Origin of the sequence: Immundisolibacter cernigliae (assembly GCF_001697225.1) — a bacterium.
GTDB classification, from domain to species: domain Bacteria; phylum Pseudomonadota; class Gammaproteobacteria; order Immundisolibacterales; family Immundisolibacteraceae; genus Immundisolibacter; species Immundisolibacter cernigliae.
In genome coordinates, this window is record NZ_CP014671.1 from 3,017,817 (window position 1) to 3,038,803 (window position 20,987).

Below are 20,987 nucleotides of genomic sequence, written 5' to 3' on the forward strand. Positions count from 1 at the left end.
GGAGCGAGACGTGGGCCCGAAGATGAAGGCGCGCCCTGGCACAAGAAGCGGTCGGGCCGGGCCCGACCGACCGGAGGAAAAGCCAGCAAGCGCCACCCCGGATCGGTTCGCACATCAGGCCGTGTCGGGCGCACCGGAGCGCAGCAGCTGCTCGATGCGGTCCAGATCGAGATGCGCCACGCAGGCATCGGCGAGGCGCTCGATGGCCGCTTCGCGCAGCGCCGCCGGGTCGAGCGGCTGGGGCCGTGCCAAGCCGGCCCAGGCCAGCAGCGCCCGGAGGCTCGCGGCGGATTCAAACAGGCCGTGCAGATAAGTCGCCAGTATCTGTCCATCCGCGCTGCGGGCGCCGTCGCGCCGGCCATCGTCCAGCCGCACCAGCGGCGTGTTCAGTGCCGGGCCGTGGCTGATGCCGGCGTGGATTTCGTAGCCGCACACCGGCACATCATCGGGCAGTAGGCGGCCGCTGACATTGGCCAGGCGCTTGTTTGGCGCCAGCGTGGTGACCAGGTCCAGCAGGCCGAGTCCGGCGCTGCTGCCGGGGGCGCCTTCCACGCCGTGCGGGTCGGCGATTTCCCGTCCCAGCATTTGCAGCCCGCAGCAAATGCCCAGCAGCCTGCCGCCGTAGCGCAGGTGGCGGCCGATGGCCTGGTCCCAGCCCTGCGCGCGCAGGAAGGCCAGGTCGGCACGCACGTTCTTGGAGCCGGGCAGGATGACCAGGTCGGCCGCCGGCCAGGCGTCGCCGCCGCGCAGATAGCGCAGCGACACCTGCGGATGGGCACGCAGCGGGTCGAAATCGGTATGGTTGCTGATGCGCGGCAGCAGCGGCACCAGCACCTGAAGCGCACCGTTGACGAAAGCCGTCTGGCCGCTGGCGACGGCGTCCTCGGCGTCCAGTGCCAGCCCGTGCAGGTAAGGCAACACGCCCAGCACCGGGATGCCGGTCTGGCGTTCCAGCCAGTCCAGGCCGCTTTGCAGCAATGTCAGATCGCCGCGAAAGCGGTTGATGACAAAGCCGCGTACGCGCGCCCGCTCGCTGGCCGACAGCAGCGCCAGTGTGCCGACCAGATGGGCGAACACACCGCCGCGGTCGATGTCGGCGATCAGGATCACCGGGCAGTCGACGGCCTCGGCGAAGCCCATGTTGGCGATGTCGCCGTCGCGCAGGTTGATCTCCGCCGGCGAGCCCGCGCCCTCGGCGATGATCGCCTGGTACTGCCCGGCAAGGCGTCGGTGCGAGGCCAGTACCGCCTCGCGCAGGCGCGGCTTGAAGGCATGGTAGCTGGCGGCATCGAGGTTGCCGATCGCCCGGCCGTGCACGATCACCTGCGCGCCGGTGTCGTCGTTTGGTTTCAGCAGCACCGGGTTCATGTCGGTGTGCGGGGCAAGGCCGGCGGCCTGCGCCTGCAGGGCCTGGGCGCGGCCGATTTCGCCGCCGTCCGCCGTCACGGCGCTGTTGAGCGCCATGTTCTGCGGCTTGAACGGCGCCACCGCCCAGCCGCGCCGCTGCAGGGCCCGGCACAGGCCGGCCACCAGCGTGGTCTTGCCGGCGTCGGAGGTGGTGCCCTGCACCATCAGGGTCGGGGCGCTCATGGCTTGGCTTGCAGCCCGGCGCGCACCGCGCCGTGGACCGCCCGGGCGATGCGTGCGCCCCACGGCGCGCGCGGCCCGGCAAAGGCCTCGGCCGGTCCCTGCGGCGGGCACAGGATGCACACCGCGTCGCTGGCGGTGCCGGTGCCCGGCACGCCGGCTTCGAGCAAGGCCTGCGTTTTCGCTTCGGTAACGGTAACGACGGCGCCGACCAGCGCTGCCGCGCTCAGGCGCACCGGCACCTGTACGACGATGTTGATGGTGCCCGGCCGGGTGGCGCCGGTTGCCGGCACGGGCGCCGCCGCGGCCCAGATCGGCCAGCTGACGCCGACCGTGGCATCCGCCACCGCGTCCTCATCCGCGCCCCGTTGCCAAGCCCCGACCCGGGCCGCCGTCAGCAGGCCCAGGCCCCGCCCGGTGCAGGCGCAATCGGCAGCGATGGCGGCCAGGTGCGCGTCCAGGTCCGTGCGCCGGTAATCGGTGTCCACCTGCGCGTTGATGACCCAGCGGGCGGTGCCGATTCCGCCCCCGACCGGCGCGCTGGCGATGCAGCGTTGCGGTGCATCGAAGCGCCACACCAGGCACGGCTGCGCCGCGCTGCCGTGCGTGGCCAGCTGCGGGGCGATGGCGTTCACGGTGCGGCCGCCGTTTGTTGGGCGACGTCGGTCAGAGCCGCGTCCAGCCGCCGCCAGGCGTCTTCATTGCCGGGCAGGCCAAAGCGCAGGCTCGGCGGATCCTCGAACAACCGGGTGAGGATCCCGCGCCGCGCCAGGGCGTCATGCAGCGCGGCCGCCTGCCCGGTCGCCACCCACTGAAACAGGGCGCAGCCGCCCGCCGGTCGCAAGCCGTTCCGTTCCAGCAGCGCGCCGAGCCGGGCGCCGTCGTGGATGAGGCGGGCCCGGGTGGCGTCCTGCCAGGCACGGTCGGTCAGCGCAGCGGCGGCGATGATGCGTGACGGACCGGCCAGCGGCCACGGACCGAGCTTGTCGCGTAGCGTTTCCAGCAGTGCAGGCGCCGCCAGCACGAAGCCCACCCGCGCCCCGGCGAGTCCGAAAAACTTGCCGAGCGACCGCAGCACCACCAGTCCGGGTCGCCCGCTGTGCGTGGCGAGGCTGATCTGCGGCGCGGCATCGACGAAAGCCTCGTCCACGACCAGCCAGCCGCCGCGCGCCGCCAGTTGCTGGTGCAAGGCCAGCAGCGCGTCCGGCGCCCAGGCATGGCCGGTCGGGTTGTTCGGCTGGATGATGACGACCACGTCGCCGCGCGCCGCAAGCCCGGTCACTTCGCTCGCGTCGGGCGGGGCTACCGGCACGGGCGTGTGCCCGGCGCGCGCCCAGGCGCCGGCGTGCTCGCAATAGGCCGGTGCGAGCACGACCACCCGGCCGGGTGGTCGCAGCCACGGCAGCGCCTGAATGGCCGCCTGCGAGCCGGCCACCGGCAGGGCGTGCGGCGCCCGGTAACAGGCGCGGGCGGCGGCTTCCAGGCCGTCATCGTCCTGTGGCAACTGCGCCCAGGCCGCGGCCGGTACCGGCGGCACCGGCCAGCCGTGCGGGTTGATGCCGGTGGACAGATCCAGCCAGCGCGGGGCGGGGATGCCGTAGCGCTGCGCCGCCGCCCGCACCCGGCCGCCGTGCTCATGCATGCGGCACCTGCCGGGCGAGCAGTTCCAGCAGCCACAGCCCGAGCAGCCACAGCAGCACGGTGCGCCCGACCAGCGCCAGCGCGCGCTCGATGTCGTGCGCGTCGGGTGGCGCGCCGCTGCCCAGCGCCGGGCGTTCCTGGCGCTGCCCGCCGTAGCTGGCCGGCCCGCCGAGACGCACGCCGAGCGCCCCGGCACCGCTCGCCATCACCGGTCCGGCGTTGGGGCTTTTCCAGGCCGGCGCCTGGCGCCGCCAGCAGCTCAGCGCCAGGCGGCTGCGGCCGAGCAGCGCATAACCGGTGGCCGTCAGGCGGGCCGGCAGGTAATTGAGCAGGTCATCCAGGCGCGCTGCGGCCCAGCCGAAATCCCGGTAACGGGCGTTGCGATAGCCCCACATCGCGTCCAGCGTGTTGACCAGGCGATACGCCACTGCCCCTGGCGCACCGGCCAGCGCGAACCAGAACAGCGCGCCGAACACCGCATCGTTGCCGTTTTCCAGCACCGATTCGACCGTGGCGCCGGCGATGCCGGGGCCATCCAGCGCCGCACAGTCGCGGCTGACCATGCGCCCGACCTGCGCCCGGGCCGCTGGCAGATCGTCGCGCTGCAGGGCTTGCGCCACCGCTGCTGCGTGCTGGCGCAGGCTGCGATGGCCGAGCGTCAAATACAGCAGCGCGACGCTCGCTGCCGCACCGATTGGGCCGGGCAGGGCGGCCAGCAGCGCGGCGCCCGCCGTCGCCGGCAGCACCAGTGCCGCCAGCGCCAGACCGCCGCGCGCCCGCCGGACCGCCGGGCGCGCCCCGGCCGGGCCATAGAGCCGGCCTTCCAGCCACCCCGCCAGCCGGCCGAAGCCGACCAGCGGGTGCCAGCGGCGCGGCTCGCCCAGCAGCGCGTCGAGCAGGACCGCGGTGCTGGCCAGCAGCGCCGCGCTCATGTCGGCGTCCGGGTGGTGGCGCTGCGGCGCGGGTGGCGGTCGGTCATGGCTGCGCCGGCCAGCGGTTGTCGTGCACCAGCTCGGCCAGCGGCCGCGCCTGGCGCCAGCCGGCCAGTTCCAGCATGGGACGTGGATAGAACTGCGCCACCGGCCCCAGGCACAGGATGGCCACCGGCCGCGCGCCGGACGGCAAATGCAGCAGTGCGGCCAGCGCCGTCGGGTCGAACAGCGATACCCAGCCCAGGCCCAGATTCTCCGCCCGCGCCGCCAGCCACAGGTTCTGGATGGCGCAGGCGACGGACGCCAGCGCCGTTTCCTGCGGCAGGGTGCGGCGCCCGAACACGGTGCCATCGTCGGGTGCCAGTGCGGCCACCAGCAGCTCGGCGCAGTCGCGGATGCCCTCCACCTTCAGGTGCATGAACGCGTCGCCACGGTCGCCGAGCGCGGCGGCGGTCGCGGTGCGCTCGGCCTGCACCAGGTCGTAAATGGCCCCGCGCAGGGCGCCTTCGGTGACGCGCACAAAGCGCCACGGTTGCATCAGGCCGACGCTTGGGGCGGCGTGGGCGGCCTCCAGCAGGCGCGCCAGCACCGCCTCGTCCACCGTGCCGTGGGCGAAATGGCGCATGTCGCGGCGGGCATGGATGGCGCGGTAGACGGCGCTGCGCTCGGCGGCGCCAAAGACCTCGGTATCGGTCATGGCCGCAGCAGGGCGGCGACGGCGGCCGGGTTGCTCGGAAAGTAGGCATGCAGGTAGGAAGCGGTAAGCCGGCCGGTCTGGTACACCGCCTCGCCGGGCCGGCCGTCGGCAGTGTGGGCGCGTAGCGCCGGTTCGAGCGGTGTTTCGGCCCGCGAGTAGTGAAAGGCGTGCCCTCGTAGCTCGCCCTGCGGCAGCGCAAGTGCCTGCCCGCCCAGCGCGCCGAGGCGGGTTTGCATCACCGTCGTGCCGGGCAGCAGGCCGGCCAGCGCGTGGGCCCGACCATTGATGTCCGTGAGGGTTTCGAACAGCGCCATCATGCCGCCGCACTCGGCCAGGATTGGTCGGCCGGCGGCGTGGTGGGCACGCAGCGCATCCAGAAAGCGCCTGTTTTTCGACAGCTGCGCGGCGTGCAGTTCCGGATAGCCGCCCGGCAGCCACACGGCGTCGCAGGTCGGCAAGGCCTGGTCGGCGAGCGGCGAGAAGAAGGCGAGCCGCGCGCCAAGCCGCGTCAGGCAGTCAAGGTTGGCCGGATAGACAAAACCGAACGCGGCATCGCGGGCCACGGCAACGCTGATGCCGCCAAGCAGCGACGTTGGTTCGGGCAACCGCGCTTCGGCAAGACTCACCGCCGGCGGCAGCTGCCCCGCCTGGGCCGAGCCGTGGGCGAGGGCGTCCGCCAGGCGATCCAGACGCTGGTCGAGGTCGGTGATTTCGGACGCCTGCAGCAGGCCAAGATGCCGTTCCGGCAAGCCGGTCGCGGCATCGCGGGCCAGCGCGCCATACCAGGCAATGCCGGACGGCAGGCTGGCGGTCAACAAATCCGCGTGATGCGGACTGCCGACGCCGTTGGCCAACACGCCGGTCAGGTTGACGCCCGCGCCGTAGGTGGCCAGCCCGTGCGCCACGGCGCCGAAGGTTTGCGCCATCGCCGCGGCGTCGATCACCGCCAGCACCGGCAGGCCGAAGCGGCGCGCGATGTCGGCGCTGGACGGCGCGCCGTCGTACAGGCCCATGACGCCTTCCACCAGGATCAGGTCGGCCTCGGCAGCGGCCGCATATAGCCGCGCCGCGCCGTCCTCCTGGCCGCACATCCAAAGGTCGAGGCTGTGGACCGGCGCGCCGCTGGCTGCGGCCAGAATCTGCGGGTCCAGAAAGTCCGGCCCGCACTTGAACACCCGTACCTGCCGGCCGGCCCGCCGGTGCAGGCGCGCCAGTGCCGCGGTGACCGTGGTCTTGCCCTGACCGGAGGCGGGCGCTGCCACCAGCAGGGTGGGGCAGTGGCGGGTCACCAGTCGATCCCCGGCTGGGCGCGCACGCCGGCCCGAAAGGCGTGCTTCAGGTCGCCGATGTCGCTGACCGTGTCGGCGGCGTCGATCAGCGCCTGCGGCGCCGCCCGGCCGGTGACGACCACGTGCTGCATGGGTGGGCGGGCGGCCAGATCCGCCAGCACCGTCGCCAGATCGAGGTAGCCGTAGCTGAACAGGTAGGTCAACTCGTCCAGCACCACGAGGTTGACGGTCGGATCGGCCAGTGCGCACGCCGCCGCCGCCCAGCCGGCGCGGGCGGCGGCGATGTCCTGCTCGCGGTCCTGCGTCTCCCACGTGAAACCCGCGCCGCACACCTGCCAGTCGACACCCGGCTGGCGGCGAAAGAATGCCTCCTCGCCGGTGTCGCTGCGGCCCTTGATGAACTGCACCACGCTGACCTTGTGCCCATGCCCCAGCGCCCGCGCCAGCATGCCGAAGGCCGAACTGGACTTGCCCTTGCCGGGGCCGGTCAGCACCAGCAGCAGGCCCTTGTCCTGCGCGGCGGCGGCAATGTCCGCATCGACCCGCGCCTTGCGCCGCGCCATGCGCGCGCGGTGGCGTTCGGCGCGATCTTCGGTCATCGGCAGATTCGGCCCGCGGCCGGGCCTCCTGCTGCGCTGTGGGCAGTCGTGAGCGGCGCCCCTGTGTGAGCGGCGCCCCCGCCGCGAATCTCCGGTCCGCCCCTTCGGCCAGGGGGCGGGCCTCCCACGTCTTTATCGATCATCGGCGCAGGCTGGCCGGATGGCGTCCGGCCAGCGCCGTGAAGGCGGCGTAGACGATCACTGCCGTGCCCAGGTACAGGGCCATGCCTTCGAGCGCGTACGGGAAATAGCGCGCCAGCCGGGCGCCGAACTCGGCCAGCGTCGGTGCGGCAAAGCGGCCGGAGAAGAAGTAGAACGCGCCGCTGCTGAGCAGCTCGCACAGCGTCGTGCCGACCAGCGCCGAACCGGTGAACGGCAGCAGGCTGCGCGGCGTCGCCCGATGGCGGCGCGCATACCAGCGGCCGGCCGCGTACAGCGCGCCGTAGGCCGGCAGCAGCGCGACGTACGCCGGGCTCACGCAAAAGGCGCTGACGCCGCCGAAGCTGATGGCGAGGTAATCCACCGTTGCCGCCAGTGCCAGCAGTCCGGCCAGCGGCAGCCAGCCCGGCAGCAGCGCGCCGGCCAGGAAGAACACCGCCCAGGAGGCATCCGGCAGGTGCAGGGCGCTGGCGAAATGATGGCTGCGCGTGGCGATCATCAGGGCGGCCAGCAGCAGGCCGACCGGCAGGGGATGGGGCAGGGGTAGTTTGTTCATGGTTTCGTCTCGGTCAGAGGAGGGAGAAGGGAAAGGTTGCCACGGGTCTGGTCGGTGTCGGCACAGCCGCCCGGCGCGCGCCGCTTGCTTGCCGGGCGACACCTGCGCTGGGAGCGCCACCCTGCGCGCAGATCGCCCGGCACAGCCGGGCTCCTACAGCACGATCATCGCCCGGCTGGCGCATAGCGCACGGTGAACATGGCGTTGCGTCCATCTTCGTTGAACAGGCGCGCCGTCTGGTAGTTTTTGTCCAGCAGGTTGGCGAGTTTGCCCTCCAGCGACCAGTCGCGGCGCAGGGCGTAGGCGGCGCGCAGGTCGAGCGTCACGTAGCCGCCCAGAGACTGCGTGTTGGCCAGGTCGTCGTAGCGCCGGCTCTCGCCGTAGAGGCTGGTGCCAAGCCGCCAGGCGCCAACGGCGCGGTCGGCATCCAGGCGCGCCATGAGCTTGGCGCGGCGCGGCAACTGATTGCCGCGGTTGGCGTCGTGGCCGCGGTTTTCCGGATCCAGCGTGCTGAGGTTGCCGGCCAGGTCCCAGCCGGCGAGCCGGGTCGAGGCGACCAGTTCCAGGCCGCGAATCCGCGCCTTGTCGATGTTCACCGGGTTGAAGCTGGCATCGAAACCGATCAGCCGGTCGATCTTGGTCTGGTAGGCGTTCACGGACCACGCCAGGGCCGCGTGTTCGCCGGTGAGGCCAAGCTCGAAACTGTCCGACTCCTCGGGCTTCAGGTTCGGGTTGCCGAAGAACGGGAAATACAGCTCGTTGAAGGTCGGCGCCTTGAAGGCGCTGCCCCAGGCGGCCATCGCGCGCAGGGTCGGGCTGAACCGATAGCCCCATGCCACCGAGCCGGTGGTGTGGCCACCGAATTGCTGGTTGTCGTCGCGGCGCGCCGCCAGGGTGATGTCATGCTCGCCAAAGCGGCCCTGATACTGGCCAAAGCCGGCCGCGTTGTCGCGCGAGTCGACCAGAAAGGCGGTCGTGCCATCGACGCGGTCGTCCAGCCAGTCGGCGCCCAGCGTCAGGCGCTGCTGGGCGCTGAGTGCGAAATCGTTCTGCCAGCTGGCGCTGCGCCGCTCGGTGTCGAAGGCGCTGTTGAACGTGCCGTTGTAGAAGTTGTCGCTCAGATCCCGGCTGCGTCCGCCGGACAGCGACATGCGCCAGAAGGACAGGGCCTGCCAGTTCAGGCGCGCGCCGGCCACGTCCTGCACGAAATCCGTGCTGTTGCCCGAGAACACGCTGCCGTCGTACTCGTTGTCGCCCTCGCCACGCAGGTAGTGGCCTTCGAGGTCCAGCGTGTCGCTGAGCTTGTAGCCGGCGCGCAGCGAGGCGCCGGTGTTCCGGTAGCCGTCATGGTCCGGCTCGCTCACGAAGCAGCCGCCACCGGGCGGAAAAGGCAGGCCGTCGCAGGAGTTGAAACCCTGCGTTTCCAGGTGACTGGCGCCCACATTGAACCAGCCGCGATCGCCGCCGCCGGACAGGCCGGCGCTGTAGTCCTGCGTGGCGTGGCTGCCGCCGCCCAGACTCAGGCGCGGCGTGAGTGCCCCGCCGCCCTTGCGGGTGAAGATCTGGATCACGCCGCCGACGGCGTCGGCGCCGTACAGGCTCGAGCGCGGGCCGCGCACGACCTCGATGCGCTCGACCTGGTCGATGGGAATGTCCTGGAACGACGCCGTGCCCAGCGTCGCGGAGCCGACGCGGATGCCGTCGATCAGCACCAGCACGTGATCGGACTCGGTTCCGCGCAGGAATACCGAGGTCGATTTGCCCAGGCCGCCGTTGTTGCTGAAGCCCAGGCCTGGCACGCCGCGCAGGGCTTCCTGCACGGAGCTTGCCTGGCGGCGTTCGATCTGGGCCCGGTCGATGACCGTCACCGACGCCAGCGTGTCGACGTTCGACTGCGGCGTGCGTCCGGCCGTGATGTTGATGGTCAGGGGTGTTTCTTCGGCTGCCTGGAGGCTGGCCGCAAAAAGGGATAGTCCGGCCAGACGGCCGAGCTTGCCTGCGTGGGTCATCGGGATACTCCTGCTCGCGCTCACCCGCGTGAGAGCTGGTTCGGCTTGAAAAAACCGGCAAGCAGGGGAAAACGCGCGGCACGGCGGCCGCAGGGCGGCACAACCCTCCCGGCGCATCGCCCACCGCAATGCCGACCAAAGTGCCTCGGGCCGGTCTCCGGACTTGCGAGTGGGGCATGAACCCCGGCTGCGGCGCCTTCCCGTGCCGATGGCACAGTGGCATTTCGCCGCAGCTTGACTCGCTTACCGTTGCGGGGGCAGTGCCGGAATTGTTCGTCAGGAACGCACCGGCTTCCCGTTTCATCCCGCAGGCGAACGCCTTTGGGACACCACGAAGCGGCCGGCATGGTAGGCGGCCGAGGCGGGGGCGTCAACGCGCTGGCGGGCGCATCCGGTCGGCTATCATCGCGGGCAGGTCACCGGCGGAGAGGGTGGATGGCAATGCTGGCAAGGCTGTGGCGGCGCATCGGCAGTCGGCGCCGCTTGCCGGCATCCGCTCGCGACGTGGACGCGGCGCAGCTGTTCACGGATTTTTTCCGGCGCAACAAATGGGGTGGCCGGCACTCGTTGTCCGGCACCGGCTCGGACGCCGACCAGACGCGGGTGATCGTGCGGGAACTGCCGCTGCTGCTGCGGCGGCTGGGCGTGCGCAGCGTGCTGGACGTCCCGTGTGGCGATTTCGAGTGGATGAAGCGGGTCGATCTGACCGGCATCGAATACATCGGTGCCGACATCGTGGTGCCGCTGATTGATACCAACCGGCGCCGCCGCGCGCGGCCGGGGGTGGATTTCCAGGTGCTCGATCTGACCCGCGACCGCCTGCCGGCGGTGGATCTGGTGCTGTGCCGCGATTGCCTGGTGCACCTGTCGTTTGCCCAGGCGCAGCAGGCGCTGGCCAACATTGCCGCCAGCGGGGCGCGCTATCTGCTGACCACCACGTTTACCGGGCGATCCGAGAATGCCGATATTCCGACCGGCAAGTGGCGTGCGTTGAACCTGCAGCGGCCGCCGTTCAACCTGCCGCAGCCGCTTGAACTCATCAACGAACGCTGCACCGAAAAAGACGGCCGCTACGCCGACAAATCACTCGGTCTGTGGCCGGTGGCCGCGCTGCGCCAAGCGTGAACTGCCCCGCCTGCCCGGGCTGCTCCGGGATTCGGGCTCCTTTTATTCCGGCACCAGCCAGTCCACCCGGCCCTGGCCGCTGCCGGGGGCCAGGATGGCCGCCAGTGCGGGCATGGCGGTCGCCATCTGCTGGGCGAAACCCCACGGCGGATTGATCACCAGCACGCCGCAGCCGTGCAGCATGCCGCCCTGAACCAGCGGCGTCAGGCGCAGCTCCACCTGCAGGATGCGGCGCAGGCCGGCGTCTTTCAGCTGCCGCTTGAGGCCGGCGATGGGGCCCTCGTCCTTGAGCGGATACCACAGCGCATACACGCCGGTGGCAAAGCGCTTGTGCGCCGCCAGCAGCTCGCGCGGCAGGCGCGGCAGCTCGCCCGGCTGCTCGTAGGGTGGGTCGATCAGCACCAGGCCGCGGCGCTCGCGCGGCGGCAGATAGGCTTTCAAGGCCTGGTAGCCATCCATCTGCTGCACGGTGATCGGGCCGTGGCCGCGACAGGCTTCGCCCAGGGTGGCGAATTCCAGCGGATTGAGCTCGCAGGCGATCAGGCGGTCCTGCGGCCGGGCCACGGCGGCGGCGATCAGCGGCGAGCCCGGATAACGGCGCAGCGTCCCGTCATTGCCCAGCAGCGGACGGATAACGTTCAGGTAATCGGTCAGCGCGTCCGGCAATGGGCCGGTGGCCTGCCACAGACGGCCGATGCCGTGCCGGTATTCGCCGGTCTTTTGCGACGGCGGGGCGCCCAGATCGTAGTCACCCGCGCCGGCGTGGGTGTCCAGGAAGCACCAGGCGCTGTCCTTGCGCGACAGGCCGCGCAGCAGCGCGACCAGGCAGACGTGCTTCATGACGTCGGCAAAATTGCCGGCGTGAAAGGCGTGACGGTAGTTCATCGGGGTGACCGTCCGGGCGGCGGCCGGAAAACGGGCGGCGGAGCCACTGGCCGGACCCCGCCGCCGATCATGCAGATGTGCTTATTTCGGCGCGGCGGCGGCGATGTCCAGCAGCTCGATCTCGAACACCAGGGTCTGGTTGGGACCGATGGCGCGGCCGGCGCCTTGGGCGCCGTACGCCAGTTCCGGCGGCAGGACGATCTTCCACTTCGAGCCCTTGGGCATCAGCACCAGCGCTTCCTGCCAGCCGGGGATGATCTGGTTGACCTGGAAGGTGGCCGGTTCGCTGCGCTTGTAGGAGCTGTCGAACTCGGTGCCGTCCGGCAACGTGCCGCGGTAGTGAACCTTGACCGTGTCGGTGGCCTTGGGCTTGGCGCCCTTGCCCTCGGTGAGGACCTGATACAGCAGGCCGGTTTCGGTTTTCTTCACGCCCTTGGTCTTGGCGTAGTCGGCCCGAAAGGCGCTACCGTCCTTGGCGTTCTTGTCGCCGGCGGCCTTGGCCTTGCCTTCCATGTCGGTGCGCAGCTTGTCGAGTGCGGCCTGCAGGGCGGCCGGTTCTGCGGCCGGCTTGGCGCCGGCCAGGGCATCCTTGAGGCCATCCGCGGCGGCCGCTGGGTCCAGCGGCAGGCCGTCGCGCTTGGCGTTGGCGCCGAACTGGTAGCCGATTGCGTAGGCGGCCTTCTGCTCGTCGGTGGTCAGGGTCGCCGCGATGGCGGCAGTGGAAAAGATGGCGGCGATGGCCACCGGCAGGGCGGTGCGAAGCATGGCGTTCTCGGGTTGCGCAGAGGGGGGAACGGCCGGTGGCCGCGAAAAGGCGCGCCATGATCCCACAACGGCCCTTGCTTGGGGCATCCGCCACCGGCTATAAACCGAGCGGCCGTTTACCCCATCACGAGGAGGGACCCTCATGGCCAGCTTCACGCCTGCCGATCTGGCGGCCCTGGTCGATGCCGACCACGGCTTGCTTAGCCCGCGCATTTTCCAGGATCAGGCCATCTACCAGCAGGAGCTCGAGCGCGTGTTCACGCGCTGCTGGCTGTTCCTGGCGCACGAGAGCCAGCTCAAGAACCCGGGCGACTTTTTCGCCACCTACATGGCCGAAGACCCGGTGCTGGTGGTGCGCCAGAAGGACGGCTCGATCAGCGCCTTCCTGAACCAATGCCGCCACCGCGGCATGCGCCTGTGCCGGGCCGACAGCGGCAACGCCAGGGCCTTCACCTGTTCGTACCACGGTTGGGCCTACGACATGGGCGGCAACCTGGTCGAGGTGCCGTTCGAGAAGGAGGCCTACGGCCAGGTGGACAAGGCGCGCTGGAGCCCGCGCCGGGTGCCGCGGGTGGAGGTCTACAAGGGACTGGTGTTCGGCTGCTGGGACGCCGACGTGCCGCCGGTGGCCGAGTACCTGGGCGACATGGCCTGGTACGTGGATCTGTTTCTGGACCGCATGCCCGGTGGCACCGAGGCCGTTGGCGGCGTGCACAAGTGGGTGATCCGCTGTAACTGGAAATTCGCCGCCGAGCAGTTCTGCTCGGACATGTACCACGCGCCGTTCAGCCATTCCTCGCCGGTGCTGGCCAGCCTGCCGCCGGACATCGACCCCGGCCAGGCAGGCTGGCCGATGAAGGGCAAGCAGTTCAGCTCGGCGCTGGGCCACGGCACCGGGTTTTTCATGGACACGCCCGAGTTCCTGTTCCCGCTGCTGGGCGAAACGGCGGCCGGTTACTACATGCAAAGCGGCGCCACCGCCGTCACCGAGCGCCTGGGCGAGCTGCGCGGCGTGCGCATGAACGGTGCCCACATGACGGTGTTCCCGACGCTGTCGTTCCTGCCCGGCATCAACACGCTGCGCGTGTGGCACCCGCGCGGTCCGGACGAGATCGAAATCTGGGCCTGGACGCTGGTCGACAAGGCGGCGCCGGCCGAAGTGAAGGAGGCCTACCGCAAGGCCGTGCTGCGCACCTTCTCGCCGGGCGGCATCCTGGAACAGGACGACGGCGAGAACTGGACCGAGATTCAAAAGGTCCTGCGCGGCCATGTGGCGCGCCAGCAGCCGTTCAATGCCCAGATGGGGCTGGGCATGGACCGCAGCGACGATCCTGACCTGCCCGGCCGAATCGGCTACGTGTACGGGGAACTGGCGGCGCGCGGCATGTACCGCCGCTGGGCGCAGGTGATGGGCGCGCAAAGCTGGGCGGAACTGGCCCCGCGCGGCCTGGGCGCGGTGGCAAGCCATGGATGAGGCCTTCCTGCCGGCGCGCGTGGTGCCGGAATTGCAGCAGCAGATCGAACAGTTCCTGTACGCCGAGGCAGCGCTGCTGGACTCACGCGAGTTCGACGTCTGGCTAACCCTGCTGGCGGATGACCTGCATTACTTCATGCCGACCCGGCGCACCACGCTGCGCCGCGAGCGCGACCTCGAATACTCGGCCGCCGACGAGGTGGCCCTGTTCGACGAGGACAAGCCCAGCATGCTGGTGCGCGTCCGGCGCCTGAACACGGGCCTGGCCTGGGCCGAGGAGCCGCCGTCGCGCACCCGGCACCTGGTCAGCAATGTCCGAATTGCGGATCAGGGCAACGGCGAGTACACCGTAAACAGCTACTTCGCCCTGCATCGCAGTCGCCTGGAGCGGGACGTGGACCTGTTCTACGGCGAGCGCATCGACCGCCTGCGGCGGGTGGACACGCCGTTTGGCTTTGTCATTGCCAAGCGCACCATTCATTTGGATCAGGCCACCGTGCTGGCGCCGAATCTTTCGATGTTTTTCTGAAGGCCCGCAACGGCGCACGCCGGCCGGGTGCGCCGTTCTTCTTGCCGTGGGCTGGCGGCGAGAGTTTTTGCGCCGGCCTTATTTCTGTTTCCAGCCGCTCGAGTCCTGGTACCACCAGCCCGGCTGGGCCTTGGCCACCCAGCGCTGCGCGAACACGCTCTGGATCTGCCCTGCCCACTGCGGCTGGCCGTTGGCGTTGGCGATCTGCTGGTACAGGGCCAGGCGGTCGCGGTTCTCATCGGCAACCAGCGCCTTGACGGCGTTGCGCTGCGCCAGTGGCACGCCGTTTGGATCGCGCACGGCGACCAGCCCGTCGCCGGTGAGGCCGACAGCGCCGGAGTCGAAATACGGCTTCAGCGAGCTGAAACGGGCTTCCAGCGAGGCCTTGACGCGCTGCACCTCCGGTGAGGAGATGTCGATGTCCGGCTGCGCGGCATGTGCCGGGGAGATCACGAAATCCAGCGTCGCAAACAGGAAGCGCGACGGCAGACTCGATTGCGGCGGCACGACGCTGCCACCGGGCTTGGGCGCGCCCTGGTCCCAGACCTCATCGATGATGCGATCGGCCGCCTTCTCGGCCGCCGCGGCCGGGAAGTAGACGTTGATCGTGACGCAGGCTGTGCACAGAAACAGTGCCAGCAGGGTAGGCGCCGAAATTGCCCGTTTCATGAAAACCTCCGTCACCGCTTGAAAACTACTGCCGAGCGCATCGCCATGGCGATCGCAACTACTGTGTCTGCGGGCCGCCGGATGCGAGCGCCGCCTCGACCTGTTGTACCAGAGTGTCCCACGACACTTCTCGCGTGTAGCCGACCACGTCAATCCTGGGCAGCAGTCGCCCCTTGACCAGGTAATAACCGGCCTGGCCATCGTGGGGCGGCGCCGGTTCGATGCCGTCCATCCGGCAGCGTCCGTCGCGCAGCACGCAGCTGATGCCCATGCGGTCGTAGGAAAAGTCCTTGAAGATGCTCAGGAAGCCGCGCGACAGCAGTCCGGTGGGTCCACCCCCGATGGCGGAAATGTTGTCGATCGCGCGCTGGGAGATTCGCCGGCGCGAGTCGTCCCCCGGCGTGGAGTGGAAACGCGCATCGAACGCCACCGGCTTCCAGTCCAGCAGCCGCAGGCCCTCGACGTCGCCATCCAGCCGCCCCGTGATGCGCCCGAAGGAAAACGTGCCGGTGAGCGTTTCAAGATCGATCCGGCGCATGTGTGCGTCCGCCGCCACCCGGGGAAGCACTCCGAACGGTTCTATGGCCCGCAGGTTTTCCAGACGGACCGTGCCGTCGAAGACCTGTGCCTCGAGCGCGCCGTCGATGGACCAGACCTCGTTTTGCACGCGAAGGCCTGGCAACTGCCCACCCAGCGTGCCGCCGAACACCGGCCAGTCCAGCGCCCGGCACAGCGCGGCCAGATCGATCGGCTCCAGCGCTGCGCGAAAATCGGCGTCCAGCTGCGGCAGTCCGACCTTGCTCAGGGCAAGCCGCTGCACGTGCACCGCCCCTTCGAGCAGCGGCTGTCGCCACGGGGCCAGCAGTTCGAGGTCGCGGCCCTGCGCCCGGAACGACACTTTGGATGGCCCCAGCGGGATGCGGCCGATGCTCCCCGCGTGCCATTGCAGGGACGACGGTGCAGCACCGGCGGGTGCCCAGTGCACCTGTCCGTTCAGGTCATCCAGGGAGAGCCCGAGTCGGCCGGCACTGAGCGCAACCCCGGACAGCTCGGCCGTCAGCGCCGTCAGGCTGCCGCTGCGCAGCGACACACTGCCGCGCGCCGTGCCCTGGGCGGTGAGGCCATCCAGCGGCGTCCCGATTAGAAAGGGCTGGACATCGGTCGCAAACAGGGACGCCAGGGCGGGGGCATCGAAGGCCAGTTCAGCGCTTTCCAGCCTCAACCCGGCCTTGCTGATCAGGCCCGTGGCCTCGAGCGTGCCGGCAGTGCCCTGCCGCAGGTGCAGGCCTTCGATACGCCAATGGTCCTTGGAGTCGAGCGCGACGAGCTCGGCCGTCGTGGGCAGCGCGGTGAAATCCAGAAACAGCGGTTCCGCGTACACCTGCCCGCCGCGGCCTTCTGCCCGCAAGGTCCACTGCTGCGGCCCGCTGTCCCAGCGCGCACGGGCGTGCGCGGCAAGATTCTCGGCGGCGTAGCGGCCGGAAGGTTCCTGGTAGCTCAGGGAGCCGGTGCTCATCTCCAAGGTGGCCGTGGTTGTCGCCGGGCCGAGCGTTGCGCGCAGCGTCAGGTCCACGTTGCCGGCAAACTCCCCGGGCATGGCCTGCCCGAAGGCGGCCGCCAGCTTGCGCAGGTCTTCGGCCTTCTGGCCGTGCACGCGCACCGCAACATTCATGTCGGCGGCGGACTGCTCCAGTGTCGCGAGCAGGCCGTGGCGCGGGACTTCGAGCCGGGCACGCCAGCTCTCGGCGTTGCCGAATGCGCCTTCCAGTGTTCCCTGCAGTCGGCCCCAGCCGGGGATGGTTGCCGAAAATCTGCCGCGCTCGCAGCGCAGTTCGGTCGCCACAAACCGTGTCGAGCAATGCGCCTGCAGCTTTGTCGCGGCCACGCGTCCCGCCCACTGGACGGTCGCCACATCGAGGCGCAGCGCGGACGGGGACAGATAGGTCAGGGTGATGTTGTCGGCGCGCCAGCTCGGCCCGGCCAACGCGCCTACATCGACGGTGATTTCCTGCGCCGGCGCGCGTGGCGCAATCGCCCCGAGCCCGGCCAATGACAGAACTGCCAGCTTTTGCACGCAGGCATGGTCGCACGTTCCGAAATACTGCCGCCAGCCGGGGCCGCCAGCGTCTCGTGGCCGCTAAATCCGGATCCGCGCCCACTGTCCCTGGCGCCAGTAGCGGCGAAACACCGCCACCTGGGTCAGGCGATAAAGCTCCTGCCCCACCCAGATGCCAAGCAGGCCAAGGCCCCACACCGGGCCGATCAGGTACGCCAGCGGCGTGAACATGCCCCACTGCGTCAGCACGCTGACGCGCATCACCCGCCGCCCGTCGCCGGCGCTCATCAGCACCTGCATGTAGACGCGCTTGACGCCCTCGATCAGCACCGCCATGCCGGCGATGCGCATCGGCCAGCGGGCGAGCGCGACGGTGTCCGGGTTGTGCAGGAAAAGCCCCAGGATCAGGTCCGGCGCCAGCACCATCGGCGCGCCCAGCAGGCCCAGACCCACCATGCCCACCCGCAGCGTGTCGCGCGTCCAGCGTTTGGCATCGGCGATGTCGCCGCGACCCAGTGCCTGCCCGACCAGCGTTGCCGCCGCCATCGCCAGGCCCATCCCCGGCAGGATGGCGACCGTCATCAGGTTGACCAGCACGTTGGCGGCGGCCAGTTCCGCCGTGCCGATGCGCCCGATGATCCAGTACAGCGCCACCAGGCCGGCCGACATCGACACATGCTGCAGGCCGGCCGGCACCGAGATGCGCACCAGCACCGAGTAATCCTCCCGCCGCGGCCGGCGGCGCAGGAAGCCGCCTTCGAGCGCATAGCGCCAGCCAAAGCCGTAGTAGATGGCGGTGCCAAGAAACACCGACAGCGCCGTGCCCAGGCCGGAGCCGACCACGCCCAATGCGGGCGCGCCGAAGTGGCCGTAGATGAACATGTAATTCAGCAGCACGTTGCTGGCGTGCATGATCAGCAGCGTGGTCATGTACAGGCGCGACTGGCCGATGCCGTTCCAGTAGCCGCGAAAGGCATAGTTCATAACCATCAGCGGTCCGGCCAGCATGCGGATCTGGAAATACGGCACGGCGCCGGCAATCACCGCCGGATCGGGATTCAGCAGCGGAAAGAACCACGGCGCCAGCAGGCACAGCGCCAGCGTAAGCAGCGGGCCGACGACCAGGATCAGCAGCAGGCTGGCGTTCAGCGGTACGGCGGTTTCGTCCAGTCGGCCCTCGCCCTTGCGGCGGGCGGCAATGGCCTGCACGCCGACCGACAGTCCAAGGATCATGGCCTGGCAGGTGAACAGCACGAAGCTGCCCAGGCCCACCGCCGCCAGCGCGGCATCGCCAAGGCCGCCGACCATGGCCGTGTCGACCACGTTCAGCAGGCTCTGCGACACCATGGCGGCGATGATGGGCAGCGCCAGGGCCAGGATGCGTTTGAGGCGTTCCGGTTCGATGAACGGCCGGCGCCGACGCGATAGGGCGCCAAGGTCGGCGCCCTGCCGGTAATCGGGCGCGCCGGTCAGTGCATCGCCGGCCGGCGCCGCCGCGTCACTCGGCGCGGTCAATCCTGCGTGTCGTCGCGCCGCGCGTGCGCAGCGGCAGCGTCATCCGTGCCGGGTGTGACGCCCAGTTCCTGCAGGGCGGCGGTGATCTTGGCCATGCGCTCCTCGATCGCCTCGATGTGATCGAGCACGGTGTCCAGCGACCGGCTGACCGGGTCCGGCAGGTCGCCGCGCAGGCCGTAGGCGGCAAAGCCGATGCGGGCGGCCGTCTCACGCCGGCGCTCGGCATCGGCCACCACGATGCGACCGGGGATGCCGACCACGGTGGCGCCGGCCGGTACATCCTTGACCACCACCGAGTTGCTGCCGACCCGCGCGCCCTGGCCCATGGTGATGGGCCCCAGGATCTTGGCGCCGGCGCCGACCACGACGTCGTTTTCGAGTGTCGGGTGACGCTTGCCCTTCTCCCAGGTGGTGCCGCCCAGGGTCACGCCGTGGTAGAGCGTGCAGTCGTCGCCGATTTCGGCCGTCTCGCCGATTACCACGCCCAGGCCGTGGTCGATGAAAAAGCGCCGTCCGATGCGCGCGCCGGGGTGGATCTCGATGCCGGTCAGAAAGCGCGAGAGGTAGGCCACCGCCCGCGCCAGCCAGCGCATTTTCAGTCCCCACAGCCAGTGCGCCAGGCGGTGCAGCCACAGGGCATGCAGGCCGGGGTAGGTGGTGAACACCTCGAAACGGTTACGCGCCGCCGGATCGCGGGCGAACACGCAGTCGATGTCTTCTCGCAGGCGGTTCAGCATCAGGGGTCACTCTTGGCATCGGCGGCCGCGATGGCCCGCCCGGTGGCGGACAGAATGCCGCGCAAAATCTGGATTTCATTCTGGTCCGGCGCCGCGCGGTTGACAAGCGCACGCAGGCGGCGCATGGAGCGCTGCGGATTGTTCGGCAACAGGAAATCGAGCGCGTTCAGGGTCTGTTCAAGGTGCACGAACAGGCGCTCGACCTCGTCGCGGGTGGCCGGTGGATTGGGGGGCTCCAGCGCCACCGGGACCGCGCCGGCCTGGCGGTAGATCTCGTAGGCCAGCACCTGCACCGCGGCGGCCAGATTCAGCGACGCAAACTCCGGATTGCTGGGGATGCACACCCGCTGCTGGCACAGGTCCAGCTGCGCGTTGCTCAGGCCCGAATGCTCCGGACCGAACACCAGCGCCGCTTCGCCGTTGCCCGCGTGGGCGAGAATCTGCCCGGCGCAGGCGTGCGGGTCCAGTGGCGGCAGTTCGATGCTGCGCACACGTGCGCTGGCGCCGACCACCAGCGTGCAGTCGGCGATCGCCGCCGGCAGGCTGTCGCACACCACGGCGTCTCTGAGCACCTGATCGGCGCCAGCGGCGCGCGCGGTGGCATCCTCGTGTGGAAAGAATTTCGGCTGTACCAGGTACAGGCGGGTCAGGGCCATGTTGTGCATGGCCCGCGCCACCGCGCCGATATTGCCCGGATGGGTGGTGCCGACCAGCACGATGCGGATGTGTGAGAGGGCCGTCATGGGCCGAATTTTAGCGCCCGGCGGCCAGTGGGCCTGCGGGCTCGCCCGTGGCCGGGCGGTTGGCCACCGGCGCGCGCTAAAATCACCGCCCAGTCGTGGCGTGAGCTTCGCGCCACGACGCTCTTTGCAACGAGTAGTCCCATGTCGCCATTGACCACCATTGCCGTGCGCGCTGCCCGCGCTGCCGGCGATTTCCTGTTGCGCACCGGCGAGCGTTTGCACGAACTGCGGGTCGAGATGAAAGGCCCCAACGATTTCGTCAGCGAGGCCGACCGCGAGGCCGAGCGGCGCATCGTCGAGATCATCCACCGCGCCTATCCGGACCACGCCATCCTGGGCGAGGAAGGCGGTGCCCAGGGCGAGGTCGGCAGCCACGGTGCGCGCTGGATCATCGATCCACTGGACGGCACCACCAACTACCTGCACGACCTGCCGTGGTACTCGGTGTCGATCGCGCTCGAAATCAAGGGCCGGCTCGAGGTCGGCGTGGTCTACGATCCGGTTCGCAACGAACTGTTCGTGGCCGAGCGCGGCAAGGGAGCGCGCCTGGACGACCGGCGCCTGCGCGTCAGTCAGCACACCAAGCTGGCCGGTGCGGTCATCGGCACCGGCTTCCCGTTCAAGTCGCAGCGCCACCTGGACGCCTACACGGAATCCTTCAAGGCTGTATCGCTGGCCGGTTGCGCCATCCGCCGTGCCGGCTCGGCAGCGCTGGATCTGGCCTACGTGGCCGCCGGCCGCTTCGATGGTTTCTGGGAGCTTGGCCTGCAGCCGTGGGACATCGCGGCCGGGGTGCTGCTGATCCAGGAAGCCGGCGGCGTAGTCACCGACATCCGCGGCGGCGATCAGTTGATGAAGACCGGTAACGTGGTCGGCGGCAACCTGCGCGTGCATCAGGCGCTGATGGACGCCGTGAAGCCGCACCTGGGGCCGGATCTGCCGGCTTGAATCGCAGGCTGAAGCAAGATCTAAAGGGCTTGTATTAGCCGGCCTATTGGCAAGCCGCAGACCGGTTGCCGG

Annotated in this window: 20 protein-coding genes and 1 riboswitch; of the genes, 4 read left to right on the forward strand and 16 right to left on the reverse strand. The window is 70.0% G+C overall.

Annotated elements, in window-relative coordinates; all coding sequences use genetic code 11:
- Positions 1-114: 114 nt before the first annotated feature.
- The 9 genes from PG2T_RS14200 to btuB all read right to left on the reverse strand — a co-directional run bounded on the left by PG2T_RS14200 (position 115) and on the right by btuB (position 9,469).
- Complete coding sequence (locus tag PG2T_RS14200; protein WP_068806938.1) at positions 115-1,590, reverse strand: cobyric acid synthase; 1,476 nt, start codon at positions 1,588-1,590, stop codon at positions 115-117.
- Complete coding sequence (locus PG2T_RS14205) at positions 1,587-2,222, reverse strand: adenosylcobinamide amidohydrolase (protein WP_145931106.1); 636 nt, start codon at positions 2,220-2,222, stop codon at positions 1,587-1,589. Before PG2T_RS14205 ends, PG2T_RS14200 begins: the two co-directional genes overlap by 4 nt.
- Positions 2,219-3,229, reverse strand: coding sequence for a threonine-phosphate decarboxylase CobD (gene cobD, locus PG2T_RS14210; protein WP_068806941.1), 1,011 nt, complete (start codon positions 3,227-3,229; stop codon positions 2,219-2,221). The genes PG2T_RS14205 and cobD overlap by 4 nt, the downstream gene beginning before the upstream one ends.
- Complete coding sequence (gene cbiB / locus PG2T_RS14215) at positions 3,222-4,160, reverse strand: adenosylcobinamide-phosphate synthase CbiB (RefSeq protein WP_068806944.1); 939 nt, start codon at positions 4,158-4,160, stop codon at positions 3,222-3,224. Before cbiB ends, cobD begins: the two co-directional genes overlap by 8 nt.
- Before the next feature lie 43 nt (positions 4,161-4,203).
- Positions 4,204-4,857, reverse strand: a complete 654-nt coding sequence (bluB, locus tag PG2T_RS14220) for a 5,6-dimethylbenzimidazole synthase (protein WP_068806946.1) — start codon at positions 4,855-4,857, stop codon at positions 4,204-4,206.
- Positions 4,854-6,146 carry a cobyrinate a,c-diamide synthase gene (locus tag PG2T_RS14225; protein ID WP_202816361.1) on the reverse strand — a complete coding sequence of 431 codons (1,293 nt, stop codon included), beginning with the start codon at positions 6,144-6,146 and terminating at the stop codon, positions 4,854-4,856. Before PG2T_RS14225 ends, bluB begins: the two co-directional genes overlap by 4 nt.
- On the reverse strand, positions 6,143-6,745 hold the full coding sequence (cobO, locus tag PG2T_RS14230) for a cob(I)yrinic acid a,c-diamide adenosyltransferase (RefSeq protein ID WP_068806949.1): 603 nt from the start codon (positions 6,743-6,745) through the stop codon (positions 6,143-6,145). The genes PG2T_RS14225 and cobO overlap by 4 nt, the downstream gene beginning before the upstream one ends.
- A 139-nt stretch (positions 6,746-6,884) precedes the next feature.
- On the reverse strand, positions 6,885-7,460 hold the full coding sequence (locus tag PG2T_RS14235; protein ID WP_068806952.1) for a hypothetical protein: 576 nt from the start codon (positions 7,458-7,460) through the stop codon (positions 6,885-6,887).
- A gap of 164 nt (positions 7,461-7,624) precedes the next feature.
- The gene (btuB, locus tag PG2T_RS14240; RefSeq protein ID WP_068806955.1) at positions 7,625-9,469 is read right to left on the reverse strand and encodes a TonB-dependent vitamin B12 receptor; all 1,845 of its coding nucleotides are present in this window, start codon (positions 9,467-9,469) and stop codon (positions 7,625-7,627) included.
- A 131-nt stretch (positions 9,470-9,600) separates the two neighbouring features.
- Positions 9,601-9,807, reverse strand: a riboswitch (cobalamin riboswitch).
- Positions 9,808-9,904: 97 nt separating this feature from the next.
- Here btuB and PG2T_RS14245 point away from each other — a divergent pair.
- Positions 9,905-10,594, forward strand: coding sequence for a class I SAM-dependent methyltransferase (locus tag PG2T_RS14245; protein ID WP_068806958.1), 690 nt, complete (start codon positions 9,905-9,907; stop codon positions 10,592-10,594).
- A gap of 42 nt (positions 10,595-10,636) precedes the next feature.
- Here PG2T_RS14245 and PG2T_RS14250 read toward each other — a convergent pair whose 3' ends face one another.
- Entirely contained in the window at positions 10,637-11,479 is an 843-nt protein-coding gene (locus PG2T_RS14250) for a 23S rRNA (adenine(2030)-N(6))-methyltransferase RlmJ (protein ID WP_068806961.1), read from the reverse strand.
- Positions 11,480-11,560: 81 nt separating this feature from the next.
- The gene (locus tag PG2T_RS14255; RefSeq protein ID WP_083214964.1) at positions 11,561-12,244 is read right to left on the reverse strand and encodes an FKBP-type peptidyl-prolyl cis-trans isomerase; all 684 of its coding nucleotides are present in this window, start codon (positions 12,242-12,244) and stop codon (positions 11,561-11,563) included.
- A gap of 142 nt (positions 12,245-12,386) precedes the next feature.
- On the opposite strand from PG2T_RS14255, the gene PG2T_RS14260 reads away from it, so the two are divergent.
- Both PG2T_RS14260 and PG2T_RS14265 read left to right on the forward strand, forming a co-directional pair.
- Positions 12,387-13,718 (forward strand): aromatic ring-hydroxylating oxygenase subunit alpha, encoded by a 1,332-nt coding sequence (locus PG2T_RS14260; protein WP_068806964.1) that lies wholly within the window; start codon positions 12,387-12,389, stop codon positions 13,716-13,718.
- Complete coding sequence (locus tag PG2T_RS14265; RefSeq protein WP_068806967.1) at positions 13,711-14,247, forward strand: aromatic-ring-hydroxylating dioxygenase subunit beta; 537 nt, start codon at positions 13,711-13,713, stop codon at positions 14,245-14,247. The genes PG2T_RS14260 and PG2T_RS14265 overlap by 8 nt, the downstream gene beginning before the upstream one ends.
- Positions 14,248-14,325: 78 nt before the next feature.
- On the opposite strand, the gene PG2T_RS14270 is transcribed toward PG2T_RS14265, so the two are convergent.
- From PG2T_RS14270 to PG2T_RS14290, 5 genes are all read right to left on the reverse strand, one after another.
- On the reverse strand, positions 14,326-14,916 hold the full coding sequence (locus PG2T_RS14270) for a YdbL family probable chaperone protein (RefSeq protein ID WP_068806970.1): 591 nt from the start codon (positions 14,914-14,916) through the stop codon (positions 14,326-14,328).
- 58 nt (positions 14,917-14,974) lie between these two features.
- Positions 14,975-16,990, reverse strand: coding sequence for a hypothetical protein (locus tag PG2T_RS14275; protein WP_145931107.1), 2,016 nt, complete (start codon positions 16,988-16,990; stop codon positions 14,975-14,977).
- 63 nt (positions 16,991-17,053) lie between these two features.
- On the reverse strand, positions 17,054-18,487 hold the full coding sequence (locus PG2T_RS14280) for an MATE family efflux transporter (RefSeq protein ID WP_083214965.1): 1,434 nt from the start codon (positions 18,485-18,487) through the stop codon (positions 17,054-17,056).
- Positions 18,484-19,224, reverse strand: a complete 741-nt coding sequence (gene cysE / locus PG2T_RS14285) for a serine O-acetyltransferase (protein ID WP_083214966.1) — start codon at positions 19,222-19,224, stop codon at positions 18,484-18,486. The genes PG2T_RS14280 and cysE overlap by 4 nt, the downstream gene beginning before the upstream one ends.
- On the reverse strand, positions 19,224-19,967 hold the full coding sequence (locus tag PG2T_RS14290; RefSeq protein ID WP_068806976.1) for an RNA methyltransferase: 744 nt from the start codon (positions 19,965-19,967) through the stop codon (positions 19,224-19,226). Before PG2T_RS14290 ends, cysE begins: the two co-directional genes overlap by 1 nt.
- A gap of 141 nt (positions 19,968-20,108) precedes the next feature.
- On the opposite strand from PG2T_RS14290, the gene PG2T_RS14295 reads away from it, so the two are divergent.
- Positions 20,109-20,915, forward strand: coding sequence for an inositol monophosphatase family protein (locus tag PG2T_RS14295; RefSeq protein ID WP_068806979.1), 807 nt, complete (start codon positions 20,109-20,111; stop codon positions 20,913-20,915).
- Positions 20,916-20,987 lie beyond the last annotated feature (72 nt).